This window comes from Pseudomonas fluorescens, assembly GCF_902497775.2.
Taxonomy (GTDB): Bacteria; Pseudomonadota; Gammaproteobacteria; order Pseudomonadales; family Pseudomonadaceae; genus Aquipseudomonas; species Aquipseudomonas putida_F.
This window is the reverse complement of the sequence record NZ_OZ024668.1, coordinates 4,585,968-4,601,770: the sequence shown is the minus strand read 5'-3', so window position 1 is coordinate 4,601,770 and position 15,803 is coordinate 4,585,968. Positions and strand designations below refer to the sequence as shown.

General features: G+C 62.0%; 18 protein-coding genes. 11 read left to right on the top strand and 7 right to left on the bottom strand.

Annotation, left to right across the window (positions count from 1 at the left end; genetic code table 11):
* Window positions 1-182 precede the first annotated feature (182 nt).
* Window positions 183-1,520: an NADP-specific glutamate dehydrogenase gene (gene gdhA, locus F8N82_RS21290; RefSeq protein ID WP_038997230.1), complete on the top strand. Its 1,338-nt coding sequence runs from the start codon at window positions 183-185 to the stop codon at window positions 1,518-1,520.
* Here gdhA and F8N82_RS21285 read toward each other — a convergent pair.
* From F8N82_RS21285 to F8N82_RS21270, 4 genes are all read right to left on the bottom strand, one after another.
* Window positions 1,517-2,014, bottom strand: a complete 498-nt coding sequence (locus F8N82_RS21285) for a GreA/GreB family elongation factor (RefSeq protein WP_038997229.1) — start codon at window positions 2,012-2,014, stop codon at window positions 1,517-1,519. The genes gdhA and F8N82_RS21285 overlap by 4 nt on opposite strands.
* Window positions 2,015-2,080: 66 nt before the next feature.
* Complete coding sequence (locus F8N82_RS21280) at window positions 2,081-2,437, bottom strand: lipoprotein (RefSeq protein WP_038997228.1); 357 nt, start codon at window positions 2,435-2,437, stop codon at window positions 2,081-2,083.
* Between the two features lie 153 nt (window positions 2,438-2,590).
* Complete coding sequence (locus tag F8N82_RS21275) at window positions 2,591-4,444, bottom strand: DUF4105 domain-containing protein (protein WP_038997226.1); 1,854 nt, start codon at window positions 4,442-4,444, stop codon at window positions 2,591-2,593.
* Between the two features lie 77 nt (window positions 4,445-4,521).
* On the bottom strand, window positions 4,522-5,010 hold the full coding sequence (locus tag F8N82_RS21270) for a DUF3015 domain-containing protein (RefSeq protein WP_095162334.1): 489 nt from the start codon (window positions 5,008-5,010) through the stop codon (window positions 4,522-4,524).
* Window positions 5,011-5,287: 277 nt separating this feature from the next.
* Here F8N82_RS21270 and F8N82_RS21265 point away from each other — a divergent pair, with 277 nt between their 5' ends.
* The 5 genes from F8N82_RS21265 to F8N82_RS21245 all read left to right on the top strand — a co-directional run bounded on the left by F8N82_RS21265 (window position 5,288) and on the right by F8N82_RS21245 (window position 9,973).
* On the top strand, window positions 5,288-7,726 hold the full coding sequence (locus F8N82_RS21265; protein WP_038997224.1) for a Lon protease family protein: 2,439 nt from the start codon (window positions 5,288-5,290) through the stop codon (window positions 7,724-7,726).
* A 174-nt stretch (window positions 7,727-7,900) separates the two neighbouring features.
* A complete protein-coding gene (locus F8N82_RS21260; protein WP_010226382.1) occupies window positions 7,901-8,242 on the top strand; it encodes a hypothetical protein in 342 nt (113 codons plus the stop codon).
* Between the two features lie 99 nt (window positions 8,243-8,341).
* On the top strand, window positions 8,342-8,830 hold the full coding sequence (locus F8N82_RS21255; RefSeq protein WP_038997223.1) for a TIGR00645 family protein: 489 nt from the start codon (window positions 8,342-8,344) through the stop codon (window positions 8,828-8,830).
* Window positions 8,831-8,963: 133 nt separating this feature from the next.
* Complete coding sequence (locus F8N82_RS21250) at window positions 8,964-9,269, top strand: DUF6482 family protein (RefSeq protein WP_038997222.1); 306 nt, start codon at window positions 8,964-8,966, stop codon at window positions 9,267-9,269.
* Between the two features lie 86 nt (window positions 9,270-9,355).
* Window positions 9,356-9,973: an FKBP-type peptidyl-prolyl cis-trans isomerase gene (locus tag F8N82_RS21245; RefSeq protein WP_038997220.1), complete on the top strand. Its 618-nt coding sequence runs from the start codon at window positions 9,356-9,358 to the stop codon at window positions 9,971-9,973.
* Window positions 9,974-10,040: 67 nt separating this feature from the next.
* On the opposite strand, the gene F8N82_RS21240 is transcribed toward F8N82_RS21245, so the two are convergent.
* The 3 genes from F8N82_RS21240 to F8N82_RS21230 form a co-directional block, all read right to left on the bottom strand.
* The gene (locus F8N82_RS21240; RefSeq protein WP_038997219.1) at window positions 10,041-10,289 is read right to left on the bottom strand and encodes a hypothetical protein; all 249 of its coding nucleotides are present in this window, start codon (window positions 10,287-10,289) and stop codon (window positions 10,041-10,043) included.
* 125 nt (window positions 10,290-10,414) lie between these two features.
* Window positions 10,415-10,756 (bottom strand): zinc ribbon domain-containing protein YjdM, encoded by a 342-nt coding sequence (locus tag F8N82_RS21235; protein ID WP_038997218.1) that lies wholly within the window; start codon window positions 10,754-10,756, stop codon window positions 10,415-10,417.
* Window positions 10,757-10,856: 100 nt separating this feature from the next.
* Window positions 10,857-11,825: a polyprenyl synthetase family protein gene (locus F8N82_RS21230; RefSeq protein ID WP_038997216.1), complete on the bottom strand. Its 969-nt coding sequence runs from the start codon at window positions 11,823-11,825 to the stop codon at window positions 10,857-10,859.
* A 252-nt stretch (window positions 11,826-12,077) separates the two neighbouring features.
* On the opposite strand from F8N82_RS21230, the gene rplU reads away from it, so the two are divergent.
* From rplU to F8N82_RS21205, 5 genes are all read left to right on the top strand, one after another.
* Complete coding sequence (gene rplU, locus F8N82_RS21225) at window positions 12,078-12,389, top strand: 50S ribosomal protein L21 (protein ID WP_010225695.1); 312 nt, start codon at window positions 12,078-12,080, stop codon at window positions 12,387-12,389.
* Between the two features lie 32 nt (window positions 12,390-12,421).
* Window positions 12,422-12,679 carry a 50S ribosomal protein L27 gene (gene rpmA / locus F8N82_RS21220; protein WP_010225698.1) on the top strand — a complete coding sequence of 86 codons (258 nt, stop codon included), beginning with the start codon at window positions 12,422-12,424 and terminating at the stop codon, window positions 12,677-12,679.
* A gap of 192 nt (window positions 12,680-12,871) precedes the next feature.
* Window positions 12,872-14,095, top strand: coding sequence for an Obg family GTPase CgtA (gene cgtA / locus F8N82_RS21215; protein ID WP_038997214.1), 1,224 nt, complete (start codon window positions 12,872-12,874; stop codon window positions 14,093-14,095).
* Window positions 14,096-14,170: 75 nt separating this feature from the next.
* Complete coding sequence (proB, locus tag F8N82_RS21210; RefSeq protein ID WP_038997213.1) at window positions 14,171-15,289, top strand: glutamate 5-kinase; 1,119 nt, start codon at window positions 14,171-14,173, stop codon at window positions 15,287-15,289.
* A gap of 10 nt (window positions 15,290-15,299) precedes the next feature.
* Window positions 15,300-15,758: a CreA family protein gene (locus F8N82_RS21205; protein ID WP_176470439.1), complete on the top strand. Its 459-nt coding sequence runs from the start codon at window positions 15,300-15,302 to the stop codon at window positions 15,756-15,758.
* Window positions 15,759-15,803: the final 45 nt, after the last annotated feature.

Below are 15,803 nucleotides of genomic sequence, written 5' to 3'. Positions count from 1 at the left end.
CCGAAATTTACCGCAGCCTTGTAGGAGCGGGCTTGCCCCGCGGCGCGGTACAACATGTATACACTTATACATATGCACCATTTAATTTCATAAAAACGACATTTCGCCCTGTTGCGGTGCGGTTGCTTCTTGGTAAAGTCGAGGAAAAAACATAAGTCCAACTCTATCTGGTGAATGTCTAAATGATCGAATCCGTCGAAGACTTCCTCGCGCGCCTCAAGCAACGCGATCCGGCCCAGCCTGAATTCCATCAGGCGGTCGAAGAGGTGCTGCGCAGCCTCTGGCCGTTCCTCGAAGCCAATCCTCACTACCTGCAGGCCGGTATCCTCGAGCGTATGGTCGAGCCTGAGCGGGCGATCCTGTTTCGCGTGTCGTGGGTCGATGACCAGGGCAAGGTCCAGGTCAACCGCGGTTACCGCATCCAGATGAGCAGTGCCATCGGCCCGTACAAGGGCGGCCTGCGTTTTCACCGCTCGGTAAACCTCGGCGTGCTGAAGTTCCTGGCCTTCGAGCAGGTGTTCAAGAACTCCCTGACCTCGCTGCCCATGGGCGGCGGCAAGGGCGGCTCGGACTTCGATCCGAAGGGCAAGAGCGATGCCGAAGTCATGCGCTTCTGCCAGGCATTCATGAGCGAGCTGTACCGCCACATCGGCGCCGACCTCGACGTGCCGGCCGGTGACATCGGCGTCGGCGCCCGCGAGATCGGCTTCATGTTCGGCCAGTACAAGCGCCTGGCCAACCAGTTCACCTCGGTGCTGACCGGCAAGGGCATGACCTACGGCGGCAGCCTGATCCGCCCGGAAGCCACCGGCTACGGCTGCGTGTACTTCGCCGAAGAAATGCTCAAGCGCCAGGACCTGCGCATCGACGGGCGCCGGGTGGCCATCTCCGGTTCCGGCAACGTTGCCCAGTATGCCGCGCGCAAGGTCATGGACCTGGGCGGCAAGGTCATCTCGCTGTCCGACTCCGAAGGCACCCTGTACTGCGAAGCCGGCATGAGCGACGAGCAGTGGGATGCGCTGATGGAGCTGAAAAACGTCAAGCGTGGCCGTATCAGCGAACTGGCCGAACGTTTTGGCCTGGAATTCCGCAAGGGCCAACGCCCCTGGAGCCTGGCCTGCGACATCGCCCTGCCTTGCGCGACCCAGAACGAACTGGACGCCGAAGACGCCCGCACCCTGCTGCGCAACGGTTGCATCTGCGTGGCCGAAGGCGCCAACATGCCAACCACCCTTGAGGCTGTGGATATCTTCATCGAGGCCGGCATCCTCTTTGCCCCGGGCAAGGCGTCTAACGCCGGCGGCGTGGCCGTCAGTGGCCTGGAGATGTCGCAGAACGCCATGCGCCTGCTGTGGACCGCTGGTGAGGTGGACAGCAAGCTGCACAACATCATGCAGTCGATCCACCACGCCTGCGTACACTACGGCGAAGAAAACGGCCGGATCAACTACGTCAAAGGTGCCAACATCGCCGGCTTCGTCAAGGTTGCCGACGCCATGCTCGCCCAGGGCGTGGTCTAAGCCTCGGGCTCGATGGCGACGACCTCGATCGACAGATCTCCTGCCGGTCGTCGCCACAGCACCTGGTCACCGGGCGCAGCTCCCAGCAGCGCCCGGCCCAAGGGTGAACCCCAGTTGATCAGGCCGCTGGCGGCAGAGGCCTGGTCTTCACCGACCAGTTGCACCTGATGCTGCTGGCCCTGCTCATCGACGAACAGTACCCGGCTGCCGATCTGCACCTTGTCATGGGATGTGGCCGGGGCGACGACCTGTGCGCTTTGCACCCGGGCGCTGAAGTAGCGCAGGTCGCGTTCGGTTTCGGCCAGGCGCTGCTTGTCGGCCTGGTCACCCTGGTTCAGGAGTTCGCTGCGCAGGCTGTTCAGTTCGGCAACCCGTTGCTGCAACAGGGTCAGGCCGAGGGCGGTGACATGGTTGGGTTGCTCGCTGACCCGGCGTTCCACCGGTTGGCTGGCTTGGGCGGCGGCCTGGTCTTCGTTGACGAATGCTCGGCTCATGAGGGCCTCCTTTCATGGGAGACCATGCTGACAGCCCGGCAGTTGCATCGGATGTCCGATTGCGACCTATTTGCGTCGATAGGCGCGGGCGGCATCGCGGTCCTTTTCTTCCTGCCACTGCTCATCGCGCTCCTCCCAGTGTCGGGCACGGTATTCCTGCAGGTCCTGGTTCTCCTGCATGGCGTGGCACTGGCGAAAACCATCGTCCCAACCGGACTCGTACTGGCGATTGTGCAAATAGCGCGGCACGTCCTTGCGAAAGTCTCCGGCCATCACCCCGGCGGCCTGGCGACCGCTGCTGCAACCGTCCTGGAAACCATCGGCGTAGGCCGGTGGATAACCTTGGTTGATCAATTGCTCATGGGTCGTCTGGCAACCTGTGAGCACACCCATTATCACCATTACCAACCAGTACCGCCGCATGTTCAGACTCTCCGCTTGCCAGGGAAAGTTTAGGTGGCGGATTGTCGGTGGCGTGTCAAAACCGTGTGAAACAGTTGAAGTGCTTCGCGGGGCAAGCCCGCTCCTACAGGATTGCGCGTTTTGTAGGAGCGGGCTTGCCCCGCAAAGAGGTCCTCAGTAGTGATACCACTTGAGCTCCAGCATCACCTCGTTCTGCGCCGACGCCAACTTGCTGAAGTCGCGGCTGGCACTGAGGCGCAGGCCCAGGTCGCGGGAGAGCTCCCATTGCTGGTTCAAACTCAGGCTGCGGCGCACCTCGCCGTTGGTGAAATAGTCGGCCTTGGCCTCGACACTCAGGTTGCCCAGCGGGTTGCGCCACAGCAGCCCGGTATTGAAGCCCGCAGCCGGAGCAATGAAGCCGGCAAAGTCGTTGTTGTGTTCGACCCGCACCGTGCCCAGGGCAAAGCCCAGCAGGTCATCGGCCAGTTGCCAGGTACCGCCGGCGCCGCCATTTACGTGGCTGACCAGCACCTCGTCACCATGCTTGCCCAGCACTCGCTCAAGGCCCCCGGCAACCTGCCATGACCAGGGTTGCAGCAGGGCATTGCGCGGGGTCAGCGAGCGGATGGTGGCCAGGTCCAGGCGCTGCACCTGCCAGTCGTTGCCTTCGTACTGGCGCAGCTTGAGCTGGAGGATCTCGATCTGCGCGCCGAGGGGGAAGCCGTAGGCGTTGTCGTTGAGGTCGTGATAGGCCATGCGCAAGCCATATTCGGCATAGGCGCGGTCATCGCGGCTGCCCAGGCCCAGTTGCCAGGTGCGCGACTGATGACCGTCTTCAGGCAGCCCTGGGCGCTCGATATCCAGCTCCGGCGGCGGGTTGCGGTTGATCGCCCGCAGCAGCTCGAAGCTGCGTTTGGTGCGCGCCGGGTCACGCTCCTGGCCATTGGCGCGGTAGCGTTCCAGGCGATAGGCGGCGTCCTGCACCAGGGCCTGGCGCTCGCGGGGCAGGGCGGTGAACGCGGGGCTTTGCAATTGTGCAGTGTCGGCACTGACCGCCAGTACCTGTTGCTGCTCCTGCGCATCCAGCGGCTTGGCCCGCTCCAGCAGTTCACGTTCGCGTGACGGCCGGTAGTCGATGCGCTCGACCAGGCCCGACTGCTTGACCGCCTTGACCGTGTCGGTGGGGATCGCAGTCAGCGGGAATTGCGAGGTCAGGTCCAGGCTCGGGCGCGCCACTTGCAGCAGTTCGAGCAGGCGGTAGGAGCAGTTTTCATCGAAGAAGAAGTAGTCGAACTGGATCTGCTTGAGTTCCCAGATGTGCTCGACCATGCGCCCGGTTTCTTCCGGGGTCAGGTTCAGCCGGTATTCCCACAGGTCGCGGTTTTCCAGGCTGCGGTATTCGGAGAGCTTTTCCTGGTAGGGCACCAGGGCGAACAGGCCTGGATAGCCGCCCATCAGACCCTTCCAGGCGTAGAGGATGCTGTTGTCGTTGCCTTCGATATAGGCGCCGAAGTTGATCGCGTAGCTGAGCAGGGCGGTTTCGTTGCTCTGCACGTCGGCCTGGTCGATGCGCAGCAGGGTATGGCCGAACATCGACGAGGGGCTGTTCAGATACGCGGCCGGGAAGATCATCACCGCACTGTGCGGCGACACGTCCTTGAACCACTGGGTGTATTCCTCGCAGTCCGGGCTCGGCAGGTCGGCCAGCTGCAACTGTTCGCGCAGCCAGCGGGTACGCGCCGGGAACACACACTGGGCGTGTTTGTCGCCCAGGCTCGCCGGTGCGTACAGCGCCTTGACGGTGGCGCGCAGTTCCTGGTCCGGGTGATGGGCGCCGTCTTCGGCGAGAAAGAAGCGCTGGTCATCGACGTAGCTGCGCCAGCCGCCGAGCTTGGCCGTCTCGTAGTGACCGAGGGCGATCCAGTAGCGGTCGGCCGCCAGTTGCTTTAGACGTGCGTCATCGAATGAAGGGGCAGCATGCAGCGGGGCGCAGGCACAGAGCGCCAGGTAGGCAAGGCGTTTGAGCATGTCGGGCAACTAAGTCTGAATGATGCCGATAGAGGCGGACAACAACCCGCCCCGGTGAGGGGGCGGGTGGGCCGAGCTTAAGCCTGGGTGGCGTATTTGGCCAGGCGCGGATCGCTTTTCAGCACTGCGATGGTGTTGCTGTGCACGTCTTCAGCTGTGACATCGGCGGTCTTGAAGATGTCCTGGAAGTGTTGATGGGTAACTGCGGCGAAGTGCGCGCGATCTTCCGGTGCAACACCAAGCACCACGGCATAGGTGGTCAGTGCTTCACCTTGACCCTTGGCCATGTCTTCGGAGAGTTCGTTCATCATGCCGTTCATGGCGAACCACGATTTACCGCCATAGGTCAGCGCAGCGTTGGTCGAGCAGCCGTTGGTGCCCGAAGTCATGCCGAACGTGGCGTTGCCGGAGGTGCCGTTGGTGGTGGATGCAAGGAAGTGGGCCGGTGTGCCGCGTTGGCCCTCGAACAGCATGTTGCCCCAGCCGCAGTCCGGTCCGCCAGGCGCCTGGGCCATGGCATTGAGGGAAACCGCGGTGAACAGAGTACCCAGAAGAATCCGTTTCATAGCATTGTTCTCTTTCTAGAAATACATACCAAAGGTCAGGGTTGTCTGGCATATCTGCAGGACCAGTTGCCAGGGCGGGTCGGTTATTTACCCAGCCGCGCAGTTTGGAGTTTAGGCACGATCTAACGGTTCCGTGATTTATTGCGAAAGATTGCCTGAAAATATTGACGTGGATCGGCTTTTCGCCCCTGCGACAATAAGCAGCGATGAGCCTTGCAAGGCGCACGCGCACGGCGCCAGAATGCTGACATCCGCCCCGCCGAAGTAAGGAAGCCCGATGCCCGATCCTGTCGCTGCGAGCCTGCGTCTTGCGCCCGAAGCCCTGACCCGGCCGTTTTCCGCTGAACAGTTCGCTTTTTCCACCACCAATGATCTGGAGCCTTTTCGCGGTGTGCTTGGCCAGGAACGTGCAGTTGAAGCCTTGCAGTTCGGCGTCGCCATGCCCCGTCCTGGTTACAACGTATTTGTCATGGGCGAGCCCGGCACTGGCCGTTTCTCGTTCGTCAAACGCTACCTCAAGGCCGAAGGCAAGCGCCTGCATACGCCGTCGGACTGGGTCTATGTCAACAACTACGACGAGCCACGCGAGCCGCGCGCGCTGGAGTTGCCACCGGGCAGCGCCGGGGCGTTCATCAGTGATATCGGTGGTCTGATCGACAACCTGCTGGCAACCTTTCCGGCGGTCTTCGAACACCCGTCCTACCAGCAGAAGAAGAGCGCCATCGACCGTGCCTTCAACCAGCGTTACGACCGCGCCCTGGATGTGATCGAGCGCGCCTCGCTGGAAAAAGACGTGGCCCTGTACCGCGACAGCAGCAACGTCGCCTTCACCCCGATGGCCGACGGCAAGGCGCTGGATGAAGCCGAGTTCGCCCAGTTGCCGGAAGCCGAGCGTGAGCGTTTCCATGACGATATCGCCGTGCTGGAAGAGCGCCTGAACGAAGAGCTGGCGAGCCTGCCGCAATGGAAGCGCGAATCGAGCAACCAGTTGCGTCACCTCAACGAAGAAACCATCACCCTGGCCTTGCAGCCATTGCTGGCACCGCTGTCCGAAAAGTACGCAGAGAACGCTGCCGTCTGTGCCTACCTGCAGGCCATGCAGGTCTACTTGCTGCGCACCGTGGTCGAGCAACTGGTCGATGACAGCAAGACCGACGCCCAGGCGCGCAAGCTGCTCGAAGAGCAGTACGCCCCCAGCCTGGTGGTTGGCCATCACGCCAGCGGCGGCGCGCCGGTGGTATTCGAGCCGCACCCGACCTACGACAACCTGTTCGGCCGTATCGAATACAGCACCGATCAGGGCGCGCTGTACACCACCTACCGGCAACTGCGCCCGGGTGCCCTGCACCGGGCCAACGGCGGTTTCCTGATTCTTGAAGCCGAGAAGATGCTCAGCGAGCCGTTTGTCTGGGATGCGCTCAAGCGCGCCCTGCAGTCACGCAAGCTGAAGATGGAATCGCCCCTGGGCGAATTCGGCCGCCTGGCCACCGTGACCCTCAACCCGCAGATGCTCCCGCTGAACATCAAGGTGGTGATCATCGGCGCGCGGCAGCTGTACTACGCCCTGCAGGATCACGATCCGGACTTCCAGGAGATGTTCCGGGTGCTGGTTGACTTCGATGAAGACATCCCCATGGTCGACGAGAGCCTGGAGCAGTTCGCCCAGTTGCTCAAGACCCGTACCAGCGAGGAGGGCATGGCGCCGCTGAGCGCCGATGCGGTGGCGCGCCTGGCGACTTACAGTGCGCGCCTGGCCGAGCACCAGGGGCGCTTGTCGGCGCGTATCGGCGACCTGTTCCAGCTGGTCAGCGAGGCGGACTTCATCCGCCATCTGGCCAGCGATGAAATGACCGACGCCGGGCACATCGAGCGAGCCCTCAAGGCCAAGGCCACCCGTACCGGTCGGGTGTCGGCGCGGATTCTCGACGACATGCTGGCCGGCATCATCCTGATCGATACCGACGGTGCTGCGGTGGGCAAGTGCAACGGCCTGACCGTGCTGGAAGTCGGCGATTCGGCCTTCGGTATACCGGCGCGGATTTCCGCCACTGTCTATCCCGGCGGCAGCGGTATCGTCGACATCGAGCGTGAGGTCAACCTCGGCCAGCCGATCCACTCCAAGGGGGTGATGATCCTTACCGGTTACCTGGGCAGCCGTTATGCCCAGGAATTCCCCCTGGCGATCTCGGCGAGTATCGCCCTGGAGCAGTCCTACGGTTACGTCGACGGTGACAGCGCCTCCCTGGGCGAGGCCTGCACGCTGATCTCGGCCTTGTCGAAAACCCCGCTCAAGCAGTGCTTCGCCATCACCGGTTCGATCAACCAGTTCGGTGAAGTGCAGGCCGTGGGTGGGGTCAACGAGAAGATCGAGGGCTTCTTCCGCCTCTGTGAAGCCCGTGGCCTGACCGGCGAGCAGGGCGCGATCATCCCGCGTGCCAACGTTGCCACGCTGATGCTCGACGAGCGCGTGCTGCAGGCGGTGCGGGCCGGCATGTTCCATGTCTACGCAGTGAGCCAGGCCGACGAAGCCTTGAGCCTGCTGGTCGGTGAACCTGCCGGTGAGCCGGATGAAGAAGGCCAGTTCCCTGAAGGCAGCGTCAATGCCCGGGTGGTGGAGCGCCTGCGGGTAATCGCCGAGATGATCAGCGAAGAAGACCTTAAGGAGGCAGAAAAGGAGCAGGCCGAACAGGCTCTGGCCCAGGTCAAACCGTCCTGATCTGAGTGGTACGAGTCAAAAAAACGGCGCTAAATGGAATATGACCATTCGGCGCCGGTTTTTCCACGCATGGGTGGAATTCTTCTATTCTTCAGTTCAGGGACAGTCGTAGGTACAGGAATGAGACAGCCTTCACCTGAGGGCTGAACAAGGCTATAACCGAGGACCTCCGCCATGCCGCGCAGCCTCAGCCTCACCCGTCAATGCCTGGGCCTGGTGACCCGCATTGAATGCAGTATCCGCCCACTGGCCGGTGACAACGGCATGTGGACCCTGCTGTTTGCCGCCGGCATGGCTGGCGAGCAGCCTTCTGCGATCAAGGCTCAGGGGCCGTTTCACGGGCCGTTTGTGGCCGAGTCGGTGCTCAACGCCATTGTCGACAGCCTGACCCTGCACGGTTATCAGCTGGCCGACGATCCGCAGATCTGGTGCGTGCACCTGCAAGCCCAGTTGCGCCGGATCAACGGCGAACGTGTCCATCACGTCGGCGACTTCCAGTTCCATCCGGAAACCTGAGGTGCCTGCGTCTGCCTGTGGCAGCTTGCCACGGGCTTTTTCTGTCATGGGTGGCTGTTATACTCGCGCTCGCTTTTTTGCCAACCTGACGAGTTTTCAATGGAACGTATTATCGAAAATGCGATGTATGCCTCGCGCTGGCTGCTCGCGCCGATCTATTTTGGTCTGTCGTTGGGCCTGCTGGCGCTGGCACTGAAGTTCTTCCAGGAGATCTTCCACGTCCTGCCCAACGTCTTCGCCCTGGCTGAAGCCGATCTGATCCTGGTGCTGCTGTCGCTGATCGACATGGCCCTGGTCGGCGGCCTGCTGGTGATGGTGATGATTTCCGGTTACGAGAACTTCGTCTCGCAGCTGGACATCGACGAAGACAAAGAAAAACTCAGCTGGCTGGGCAAGATGGACTCGTCTTCGCTGAAGATGAAGGTCGCGGCCTCGATCGTGGCGATTTCCTCTATCCACCTGCTGCGGGTGTTTATGGACGCGCGCAACATCGAGACTCAGTACCTGATGTGGTACGTGATCATTCACATGACCTTCGTGGTCTCGGCTTTCGCCATGGGTTACCTGGACAAGGTCACCAAGCACTGATCAGGCGTTTTGCCAGTCAAACACCGCCCGTCCGTTGCAAAACGGACGGGCGGTTGCGTTTTTGCCTTGTGCTTTGTGCGCGGCTGTACAAAAAATGAACGGTCACTCGAAGTTCCAGTAACGAGGTATCGCAATGAACCTTCAACAACTGAACACCGAGGCCAGGGCCGGTCATGTCGATGAACTCAACCTGATCGCCATCGAGGGCGGGGATTTCATTATCGAGGCCCGGGTAAAAGGCCACGCCCATCCGCTGTCGGATGCCCGTGGGCAGCGCCTGAAAGTGCATTCGGTCGTCGATGCGCAACGCCTGCTCGGCGGTTTGCCGGCAGTGCCGCTGCACCTGGTGCACTGGTCGATGGATGATGAGATGTGCGGCGGCGGCGATGCCGGTGACAGCGACCTGAAAATACCGATGCCACGCCGTTCTGCCTGGTAGCTGATCTGCGTCAGCGCAGTGTGCTAGGCTGCTCGCCCTTTTCATAAAGGGCGCGGCTGTCATGCGCCCTGCAGCGGAGCAAGCAAATGTCCGAACTCAACCTGTCTACCGACGAAACTCGCGTCAGCTACGGCATCGGCCGTCAGCTGGGTGGCCAACTGCGTGACAACCCGCCACCGGGCGTGAACCTGGATGCCATCCTGGCTGGCCTGACCGACGCCTTCAATGGCCTGGACAGCCGCGTCAGCGAAGCCGACCTGTCGGCCAGCTTCAAGGTCATCCGTGAAATCATGCAAGCCGAAGCGGCTGCCAAGGCCGAAGCTGCCGCTGGTGAAGGCAAGGCCTTCCTGGCTGAAAACGCCAAGCGTGACGGCATCACCACCCTGGCTTCGGGCCTGCAGTTCGAAGTACTGACCGCTGGCGAAGGCGCCAAGCCAAGCCGCGACGACAGCGTGCGTACCCACTACCACGGCACCCTGATCGACGGCACCGTGTTCGACAGCTCCTACGAGCGCGGCCAGCCAGCAGAGTTCCCGGTCAGCGGCGTGATCGCCGGCTGGACCGAAGCCCTGCAACTGATGAACGCCGGTAGCAAATGGCGCCTGTACGTTCCGAGCGAGCTGGCTTACGGCGCTCAGGGCGTTGGCAGCATCCCGCCGCACAGCGTGCTGGTGTTCGACGTCGAGCTGCTGGACGTTCTGTAAGACCGATCGCGGGGCAAGCCCGCTCCTACACAATTCGGGTAGGAGCGGGCTTGCCCCGCGATGCTGTTCAGTTCCAATCGGTCCCGCCGCCAGGGCGCAACGCCCGCGCATAGCAGAACAGGAACAGGTTCCTCACCAGTTCCTTGAGCACACTCGGCTCACTCGAATTCAGGCCATTGAGATCCAGGTCACCCTGGTCGCGCAGTTCGTCCAGTGCTTCTTCTTCAAGCACGGCACAGACCTCGCCGGTTTCCCGGTGCAGGATGCGCAGGTATGGATGGGGGCGGTCAAGCCAGGCGTCTATCAGATAAGTCATGGCTATTCTCCTTGAAAGCGTTCAATGAGAATAATTCTTATTATCAAAATAGCAAGTACCTATTGGCGGTTTTTTCCCGCCTGTGGGCTGTCGAGGCCGCAGGGCGACCCCGAAACCCGGCAGAATCAGACCTTGCGGACGAATTCCGATTTCAGCTTCATTGGGCCGATGCCGTCGATCTTGCAGTCGATGTCGTGGTCGCCATCGCACAGGCGGATGTTCTTGACCTTGGTGCCGACCTTGACCACCAGCGAAGTGCCCTTGACCTTGAGGTCTTTGATTACGGTGATGGTGTCGCCGTCCTGCAGGACGTTGCCCACTGCATCCTTTTTCACCGCGTCGTCGCTGACCGCTTCGGCTTCACCGGCAGCCGACCACTCGTGGGCGCACTCGGGGCAGATCAGCTGGGCGCCGTCTTCGTAGGTGTATTCGGAGTTGCATTTGGGGCAGGGTGGCAAAGTGCTCACTAAGGTTCCTCAAGACGTACAGGTACAAAACCTACATTGTATAGGGTTTTGACCGTCTGAGGCTAATCGGGCCCATCGAGCGATGGGCCGGAGCAGGGGATCAGTGCGTGCGGGCGACGGCGAATTCGCTGAGTTCGACCAGCGCATCGCGGTATTCGCTGGCGGGCAGCACGTCCAGGCAGGCAATGGCGCGGGCCACGTAGTCGCGGGCCAGCTTGGCGGTGTAGTCCAGCGAGCCGGAGGCTTCGACGGCCGCGCGGATGCTCTCGAGGTCTTCGATGCCGCCTTTCTGGATCGCCTGGCGGACCAGCGCGGCCTGTTCAGCGGTACCTTCGCGCATGGTGTAGATCAGTGGCAGGGTCGGCTTGCCTTCGGCCAGGTCGTCACCGACGTTCTTGCCCAGGGTTTGCGCATCGCCCTTGTAGTCGAGCAGGTCGTCGACCAGCTGGAAGGCCACGCCCAGGTGATCACCGAAGGTGCGCAGGGCTTCGCTCTGCTCCTCGGTCGCCTGGGCCAGGGCTGCGGCGCTGTGGGTCGAGGCCTCGAACAGCATCGCGGTCTTGCCGCGGATGACGTCCATGTAGACTTCTTCGGTGGTGCTGGCGTCGCGTACCTTGGACAGCTGCAGGACTTCGCCTTCGGCGATGACCCGGGTGGCCTTGGAGAGGATCTGCATGACCGGCATCGAGCCCAGTTCGACCATCATCTCGAACGAGCGCGAGTACAGGAAGTCACCGACCAGCACGCTCGGCGCGTTGCCCCACAGGGCGTTGGCGGTCGAGCGGCCACGGCGCATGCCGGACATGTCGACGACGTCGTCATGCAGCAGGGTGGCGGTGTGCAGGAACTCGATGGTGGCGGCCAGCAGGCGCAGGTCGTCGCCTTCGCGGCCCAGGGCCTTGCCGCACAGCAGCACCAGCAGCGGGCGCAGGCGCTTGCCGCCGGCCGAGGTAATGTAGTCGCCGATTTTCGATACCAGCGGTACACGCGAAGTCAGCTGTTTCTTGATAATCTCGTCAACGGCGCTGAAGTCATCCGCTACCGCACGGTAGAAAGCTTGGGGTTGCATCGGCCACAGGTGCTCCATAAAGGTTGCGCGGCATGCTAGGTCGCGGGTCCCGGCGTGTCAAGGCGCGCTGCCCGTGGGCCGGGGGTGGGACTTGCAAGCAAAGCGGGGCTTGCGTACAATCGCGCACCCTGAACTTCCTGGGCAGCACCTGCCTTACGCAATTGCACTGGGCCGTTCCAGCCCTATGCAGCCATGCCAGCCAATACTCTTCCTATAAAGAGCTGGGTGAGCAGGATTATCGGAGAAATACCCATGTACGCAGTAATTGTTACCGGTGGCAAGCAGTACAAAGTCGCCGAAGGTGAATACCTGAAAATCGAAAAACTGGAAATCGCCACTGGCGAATCCGTGACTTTCGACCGCGTTCTGTTGGTTGCCAATGGCGACGACGTGAACATCGGCGCTCCAGTCGTTGCTGGTGCCAAGGTTGTTGCTGAAGTGATCTCCCAAGGTCGTCACGACAAAGTGCGCATCATCAAGTTCCGCCGCCGTAAGCACCACATGAAGCGTATGGGCCACCGCCAGTGGTTCACCGAAATCAAGATCACCGGTATTTCGGCTTAATCGCCTGAATCCATTTCTGGAGAATTTGAACCATGGCACACAAAAAAGCTGGTGGTAGTACCCGTAACGGTCGCGACTCAGAAGCCAAACGCCTTGGCGTGAAGATGTATGGCGGCCAGGCTATCATTCCTGGCAACATCATCGTGCGTCAGCGCGGCACCCAATTCCACGCTGGCTATGGCGTTGGCATGGGTAAAGATCACACCCTGTTCGCCAAGATCGCGGGTAAGATCAAGTTCGAAGTAAAAGGCGCCTTCGGTCGTCGTTACGTGAGCGTTGTCGCCGAGTAATCGCGCGAACGCTGGAAAAGCCCTGTCTCGCGACGGGGCTTTTTCGTTTGTGGGGTGAGTCTCTTGCAAAGCTGTTTGTATGGGCTGCCGGCGTGGGTTGTTACTGTCGTGACGGGGCCGCCGCGCTCACTTTTGCAAGAGCCTTATGTCTTTGTGTCACTCAGCTCGTCCAGCTGACGAGAGGCGGTTTTTATGAAGTTTGTTGACGAAGTATCGATCCGGGTCAAAGCCGGTGACGGCGGTAACGGTTGCATGAGCTTCCGCCGCGAAAAGTTCATCGAGAACGGTGGTCCCAACGGCGGTGATGGTGGCGACGGCGGCTCGGTATACATGGTTGCCGACGATAACCTCAACACCCTGGTCGACTACCGCTACACCCGTCACTTCGAGGCCCAGCGCGGCTCCAACGGCGGCAGCACCGACTGCACCGGCAAGAAGGGCGACGACCTGATCCTGCGCGTGCCGGTCGGCACCACGGTAATCGACTCCGCCACCCAGGAAGTCATCGGCGACCTGGTCAAGCCAGGCCAGAAACTGATGGTGGTCCAGGGCGGCTGGCACGGCCTGGGCAACACCCGCTTCAAATCCAGTACCAACCGTGCGCCACGCCAGACCACGCCGGGTAAACCGGGTGAGCAGCGTGACCTGAAACTGGAAATGAAAGTATTGGCCGACGTCGGCCTGCTGGGCTTGCCAAACGCCGGCAAGAGTACCTTTATCCGCTCGGTATCGGCCGCCAAGCCGAAAGTCGCCGACTATCCGTTCACCACCCTGGTGCCAAACCTGGGCGTGGTCAGCGTCGACCGCTGGAAGAGCTTCGTCATCGCCGACATTCCCGGCCTGATCGAGGGTGCCTCCGACGGTGCCGGCCTGGGTATCCGTTTCCTCAAGCACCTGGCGCGTACCCGCCTGCTGTTGCACCTCGTCGATCTCGCGCCGCTGGATGAAAGCAGCAGCGCCGATGCCGCCGAAGTCATCGTCAACGAGCTGACCCAGTTCAGCCCGTCGCTGGCCGAGCGTGACCGCTGGCTGGTGCTGAACAAGACCGACATGCTGATGGACGACGAGCGCGACGAGCGGGTCAAGGAAGTGGTCGAGCGTCTGCAGTGGGAAGGTCCGGTCTATGTGATCTCGGCCATCTCCAAGCAGGGCACCGAGCAGCTCAGCCGCGACATCATGCGCTACCTCGAAGACCGCGCTGACCGCCTGGCCAACGACCCGGCGTACGCCCAAGAGCTGGCTGACCTGGATCAGCGTATCGAAGACGAAGCCCGTGCCCAGCTGCAGGCCCTGGACGACGCCCGTGCCCTGCGCCGCAGCGGCGTCAAGAGCGTGCACGACATCGGCGACGACGATGACGATGATTGGGACGAAGACGACGAAGACGGCCCGGAAATCATTTACGTGCGCGACTGATTCGTTGCAGTACACTAAACGCCGCTCTCAGGAGCGGCGTTTTGGTATCTAAAGATCTGAATAGGTTGGAAGAAGATGCGGAGCAAGGTGACGGGTGCGCAGCGCTGGGTCGTGAAAATCGGCAGTGCCCTGCTGACAGCAGATGGCAAGGGTCTGGATCGCGCGGCCATGGGTGTCTGGGTCGAGCAGATGGTGGCGTTGCATGAGGCGGGTGTCGAGTTGGTGCTGGTGTCGTCCGGGGCGGTTGCCGCCGGGATGAGCCGTTTGGGCTGGGCCAAGCGACCGAGTGCGATGAACGAGCTGCAGGCGGCGGCCTCGATCGGCCAGATGGGCCTGGTGCAGGCCTGGGAGTCGAGCTTTGCCGAGCATGGCCGGCACACCGCGCAGATCCTCCTGACCCACGACGACCTGTCTGACCGCAAGCGTTACCTCAATGCCCGCAGCACCCTGCGCACCCTGGTGGAACTGGGCGTGGTGCCGGTGATCAACGAGAACGACACGGTGGTCACCGACGAGATCCGCTTCGGCGACAACGACACCCTGGCGGCGCTGGTGGCCAACCTGGTGGAAGCCGACCTGCTGGTGATCCTCACCGACCGCGACGGCATGTTCGATGCCGACCCGCGCAACAATCCTGATGCGCAACTCATCTACGAAGCCCGTGCCGACGATCCGAGCCTCGACGCTGTAGCCGGTGGTACCGGCGGCGCCCTGGGCCGCGGCGGCATGCAGACCAAGCTGCGGGCGGCGCGCCTGGCGGCGCGTTCCGGTGCTCACACGATCATCGTCGGTGGTCGCCTGGAGCGTGTGCTCGACCGGCTCAAGGCGGGCGAGCGCCTGGGTACCCTGCTGTCACCCGAACGCGGCATGATCGCCGCGCGCAAGCAGTGGCTGGCCGGGCACCTGCAGACCCGTGGCACCCTGGTGCTCGACGAGGGCGCGGTCAAGGCTCTGCGCAAGGACAACAAAAGCCTGTTGCCGGTCGGTGTGAAGACTGTGCAGGGCAGCTTCCGCCGTGGTGAGATGGTGGTCTGCGTTGGCCCGGATGGCCTTGAGGTCGCCCGCGGCCTTGCCAACTACAGCGCCCTGGAAGCACAGAAAATCATTGGCCAGCCGTCCGACGCGATCGAGGGCCTGCTGGGCTACATCGCCGAGCCGGAGCTGGTGCACCGCGACAACCTGATTCTGGTCTGAGGAAATACGTGTGTTCAAAGGGATAATTGCAGCGGCGCTGCTGGCGTTGCCGGTATTGGCGTCGGCCGAGGAGATTGGCCAGGTATCGACGGTATTCAAGATCGTCGGGCCGAATGACCGCATCGTTGTCGAGGCGTTTGACGACCCGAAAGTCGAGGGCGTGACCTGCTATCTGTCGCGGGCCAAGACGGGCGGTTTGAAAGGCGGCCTGGGCCTGGCTGAGGATCGCGCCGAAGCTTCGATCGCCTGCCGTCAGGTCGGGCCGATCCGCTTCAAGGAACAGCTCAAGGACGGTGACGAGGTGTTCAAAGAGCGCACCTCGCTGGTGTTCAAGACCATGCAGGTGGTGCGTTTCCTCGACAAGAAGCGCAACACCCTGGTCTATCTGGTGTACTCCGACCGGATCATCGAAGGCAGTCCGCAAAATGCTGTGACGGCGATTCCGATCTTGCCGTGGGCGCAGCAGTAACACCGGGTTGAGTTCATCGCGGGGCAAGCCCGCTCCCACTGGACC

Coding starts and splice junctions, on each gene's coding strand:
- F8N82_RS21280 (WP_038997228.1), bottom strand. CDS start 2,437: ATGCGGCGGTACTGGTTGGTAATGGTGATAATGGGTGTGCTCACAGGT.
- F8N82_RS21270 (WP_095162334.1), bottom strand. CDS start 5,010: ATGAAACGGATTCTTCTGGGTACTCTGTTCACCGCGGTTTCCCTCAAT.
- F8N82_RS21230 (WP_038997216.1), bottom strand. CDS start 11,825: ATGCAACCCCAAGCTTTCTACCGTGCGGTAGCGGATGACTTCAGCGCC.
- rpmA (WP_010225698.1), top strand. CDS start 12,422: ATGGCACACAAAAAAGCTGGTGGTAGTACCCGTAACGGTCGCGACTCA.
- F8N82_RS21245 (WP_038997220.1), top strand. CDS start 9,356: ATGTCCGAACTCAACCTGTCTACCGACGAAACTCGCGTCAGCTACGGC.
- gdhA (WP_038997230.1), top strand. CDS start 183: ATGATCGAATCCGTCGAAGACTTCCTCGCGCGCCTCAAGCAACGCGAT.
- cgtA (WP_038997214.1), top strand. CDS start 12,872: ATGAAGTTTGTTGACGAAGTATCGATCCGGGTCAAAGCCGGTGACGGC.
- F8N82_RS21255 (WP_038997223.1), top strand. CDS start 8,342: ATGGAACGTATTATCGAAAATGCGATGTATGCCTCGCGCTGGCTGCTC.
- rplU (WP_010225695.1), top strand. CDS start 12,078: ATGTACGCAGTAATTGTTACCGGTGGCAAGCAGTACAAAGTCGCCGAA.
- F8N82_RS21285 (WP_038997229.1), bottom strand. CDS start 2,014: ATGAGCCGAGCATTCGTCAACGAAGACCAGGCCGCCGCCCAAGCCAGC.
- F8N82_RS21275 (WP_038997226.1), bottom strand. CDS start 4,444: ATGCTCAAACGCCTTGCCTACCTGGCGCTCTGTGCCTGCGCCCCGCTG.
- proB (WP_038997213.1), top strand. CDS start 14,171: ATGCGGAGCAAGGTGACGGGTGCGCAGCGCTGGGTCGTGAAAATCGGC.
- F8N82_RS21265 (WP_038997224.1), top strand. CDS start 5,288: ATGCCCGATCCTGTCGCTGCGAGCCTGCGTCTTGCGCCCGAAGCCCTG.
- F8N82_RS21260 (WP_010226382.1), top strand. CDS start 7,901: ATGCCGCGCAGCCTCAGCCTCACCCGTCAATGCCTGGGCCTGGTGACC.
- F8N82_RS21240 (WP_038997219.1), bottom strand. CDS start 10,289: ATGACTTATCTGATAGACGCCTGGCTTGACCGCCCCCATCCATACCTG.
- F8N82_RS21250 (WP_038997222.1), top strand. CDS start 8,964: ATGAACCTTCAACAACTGAACACCGAGGCCAGGGCCGGTCATGTCGAT.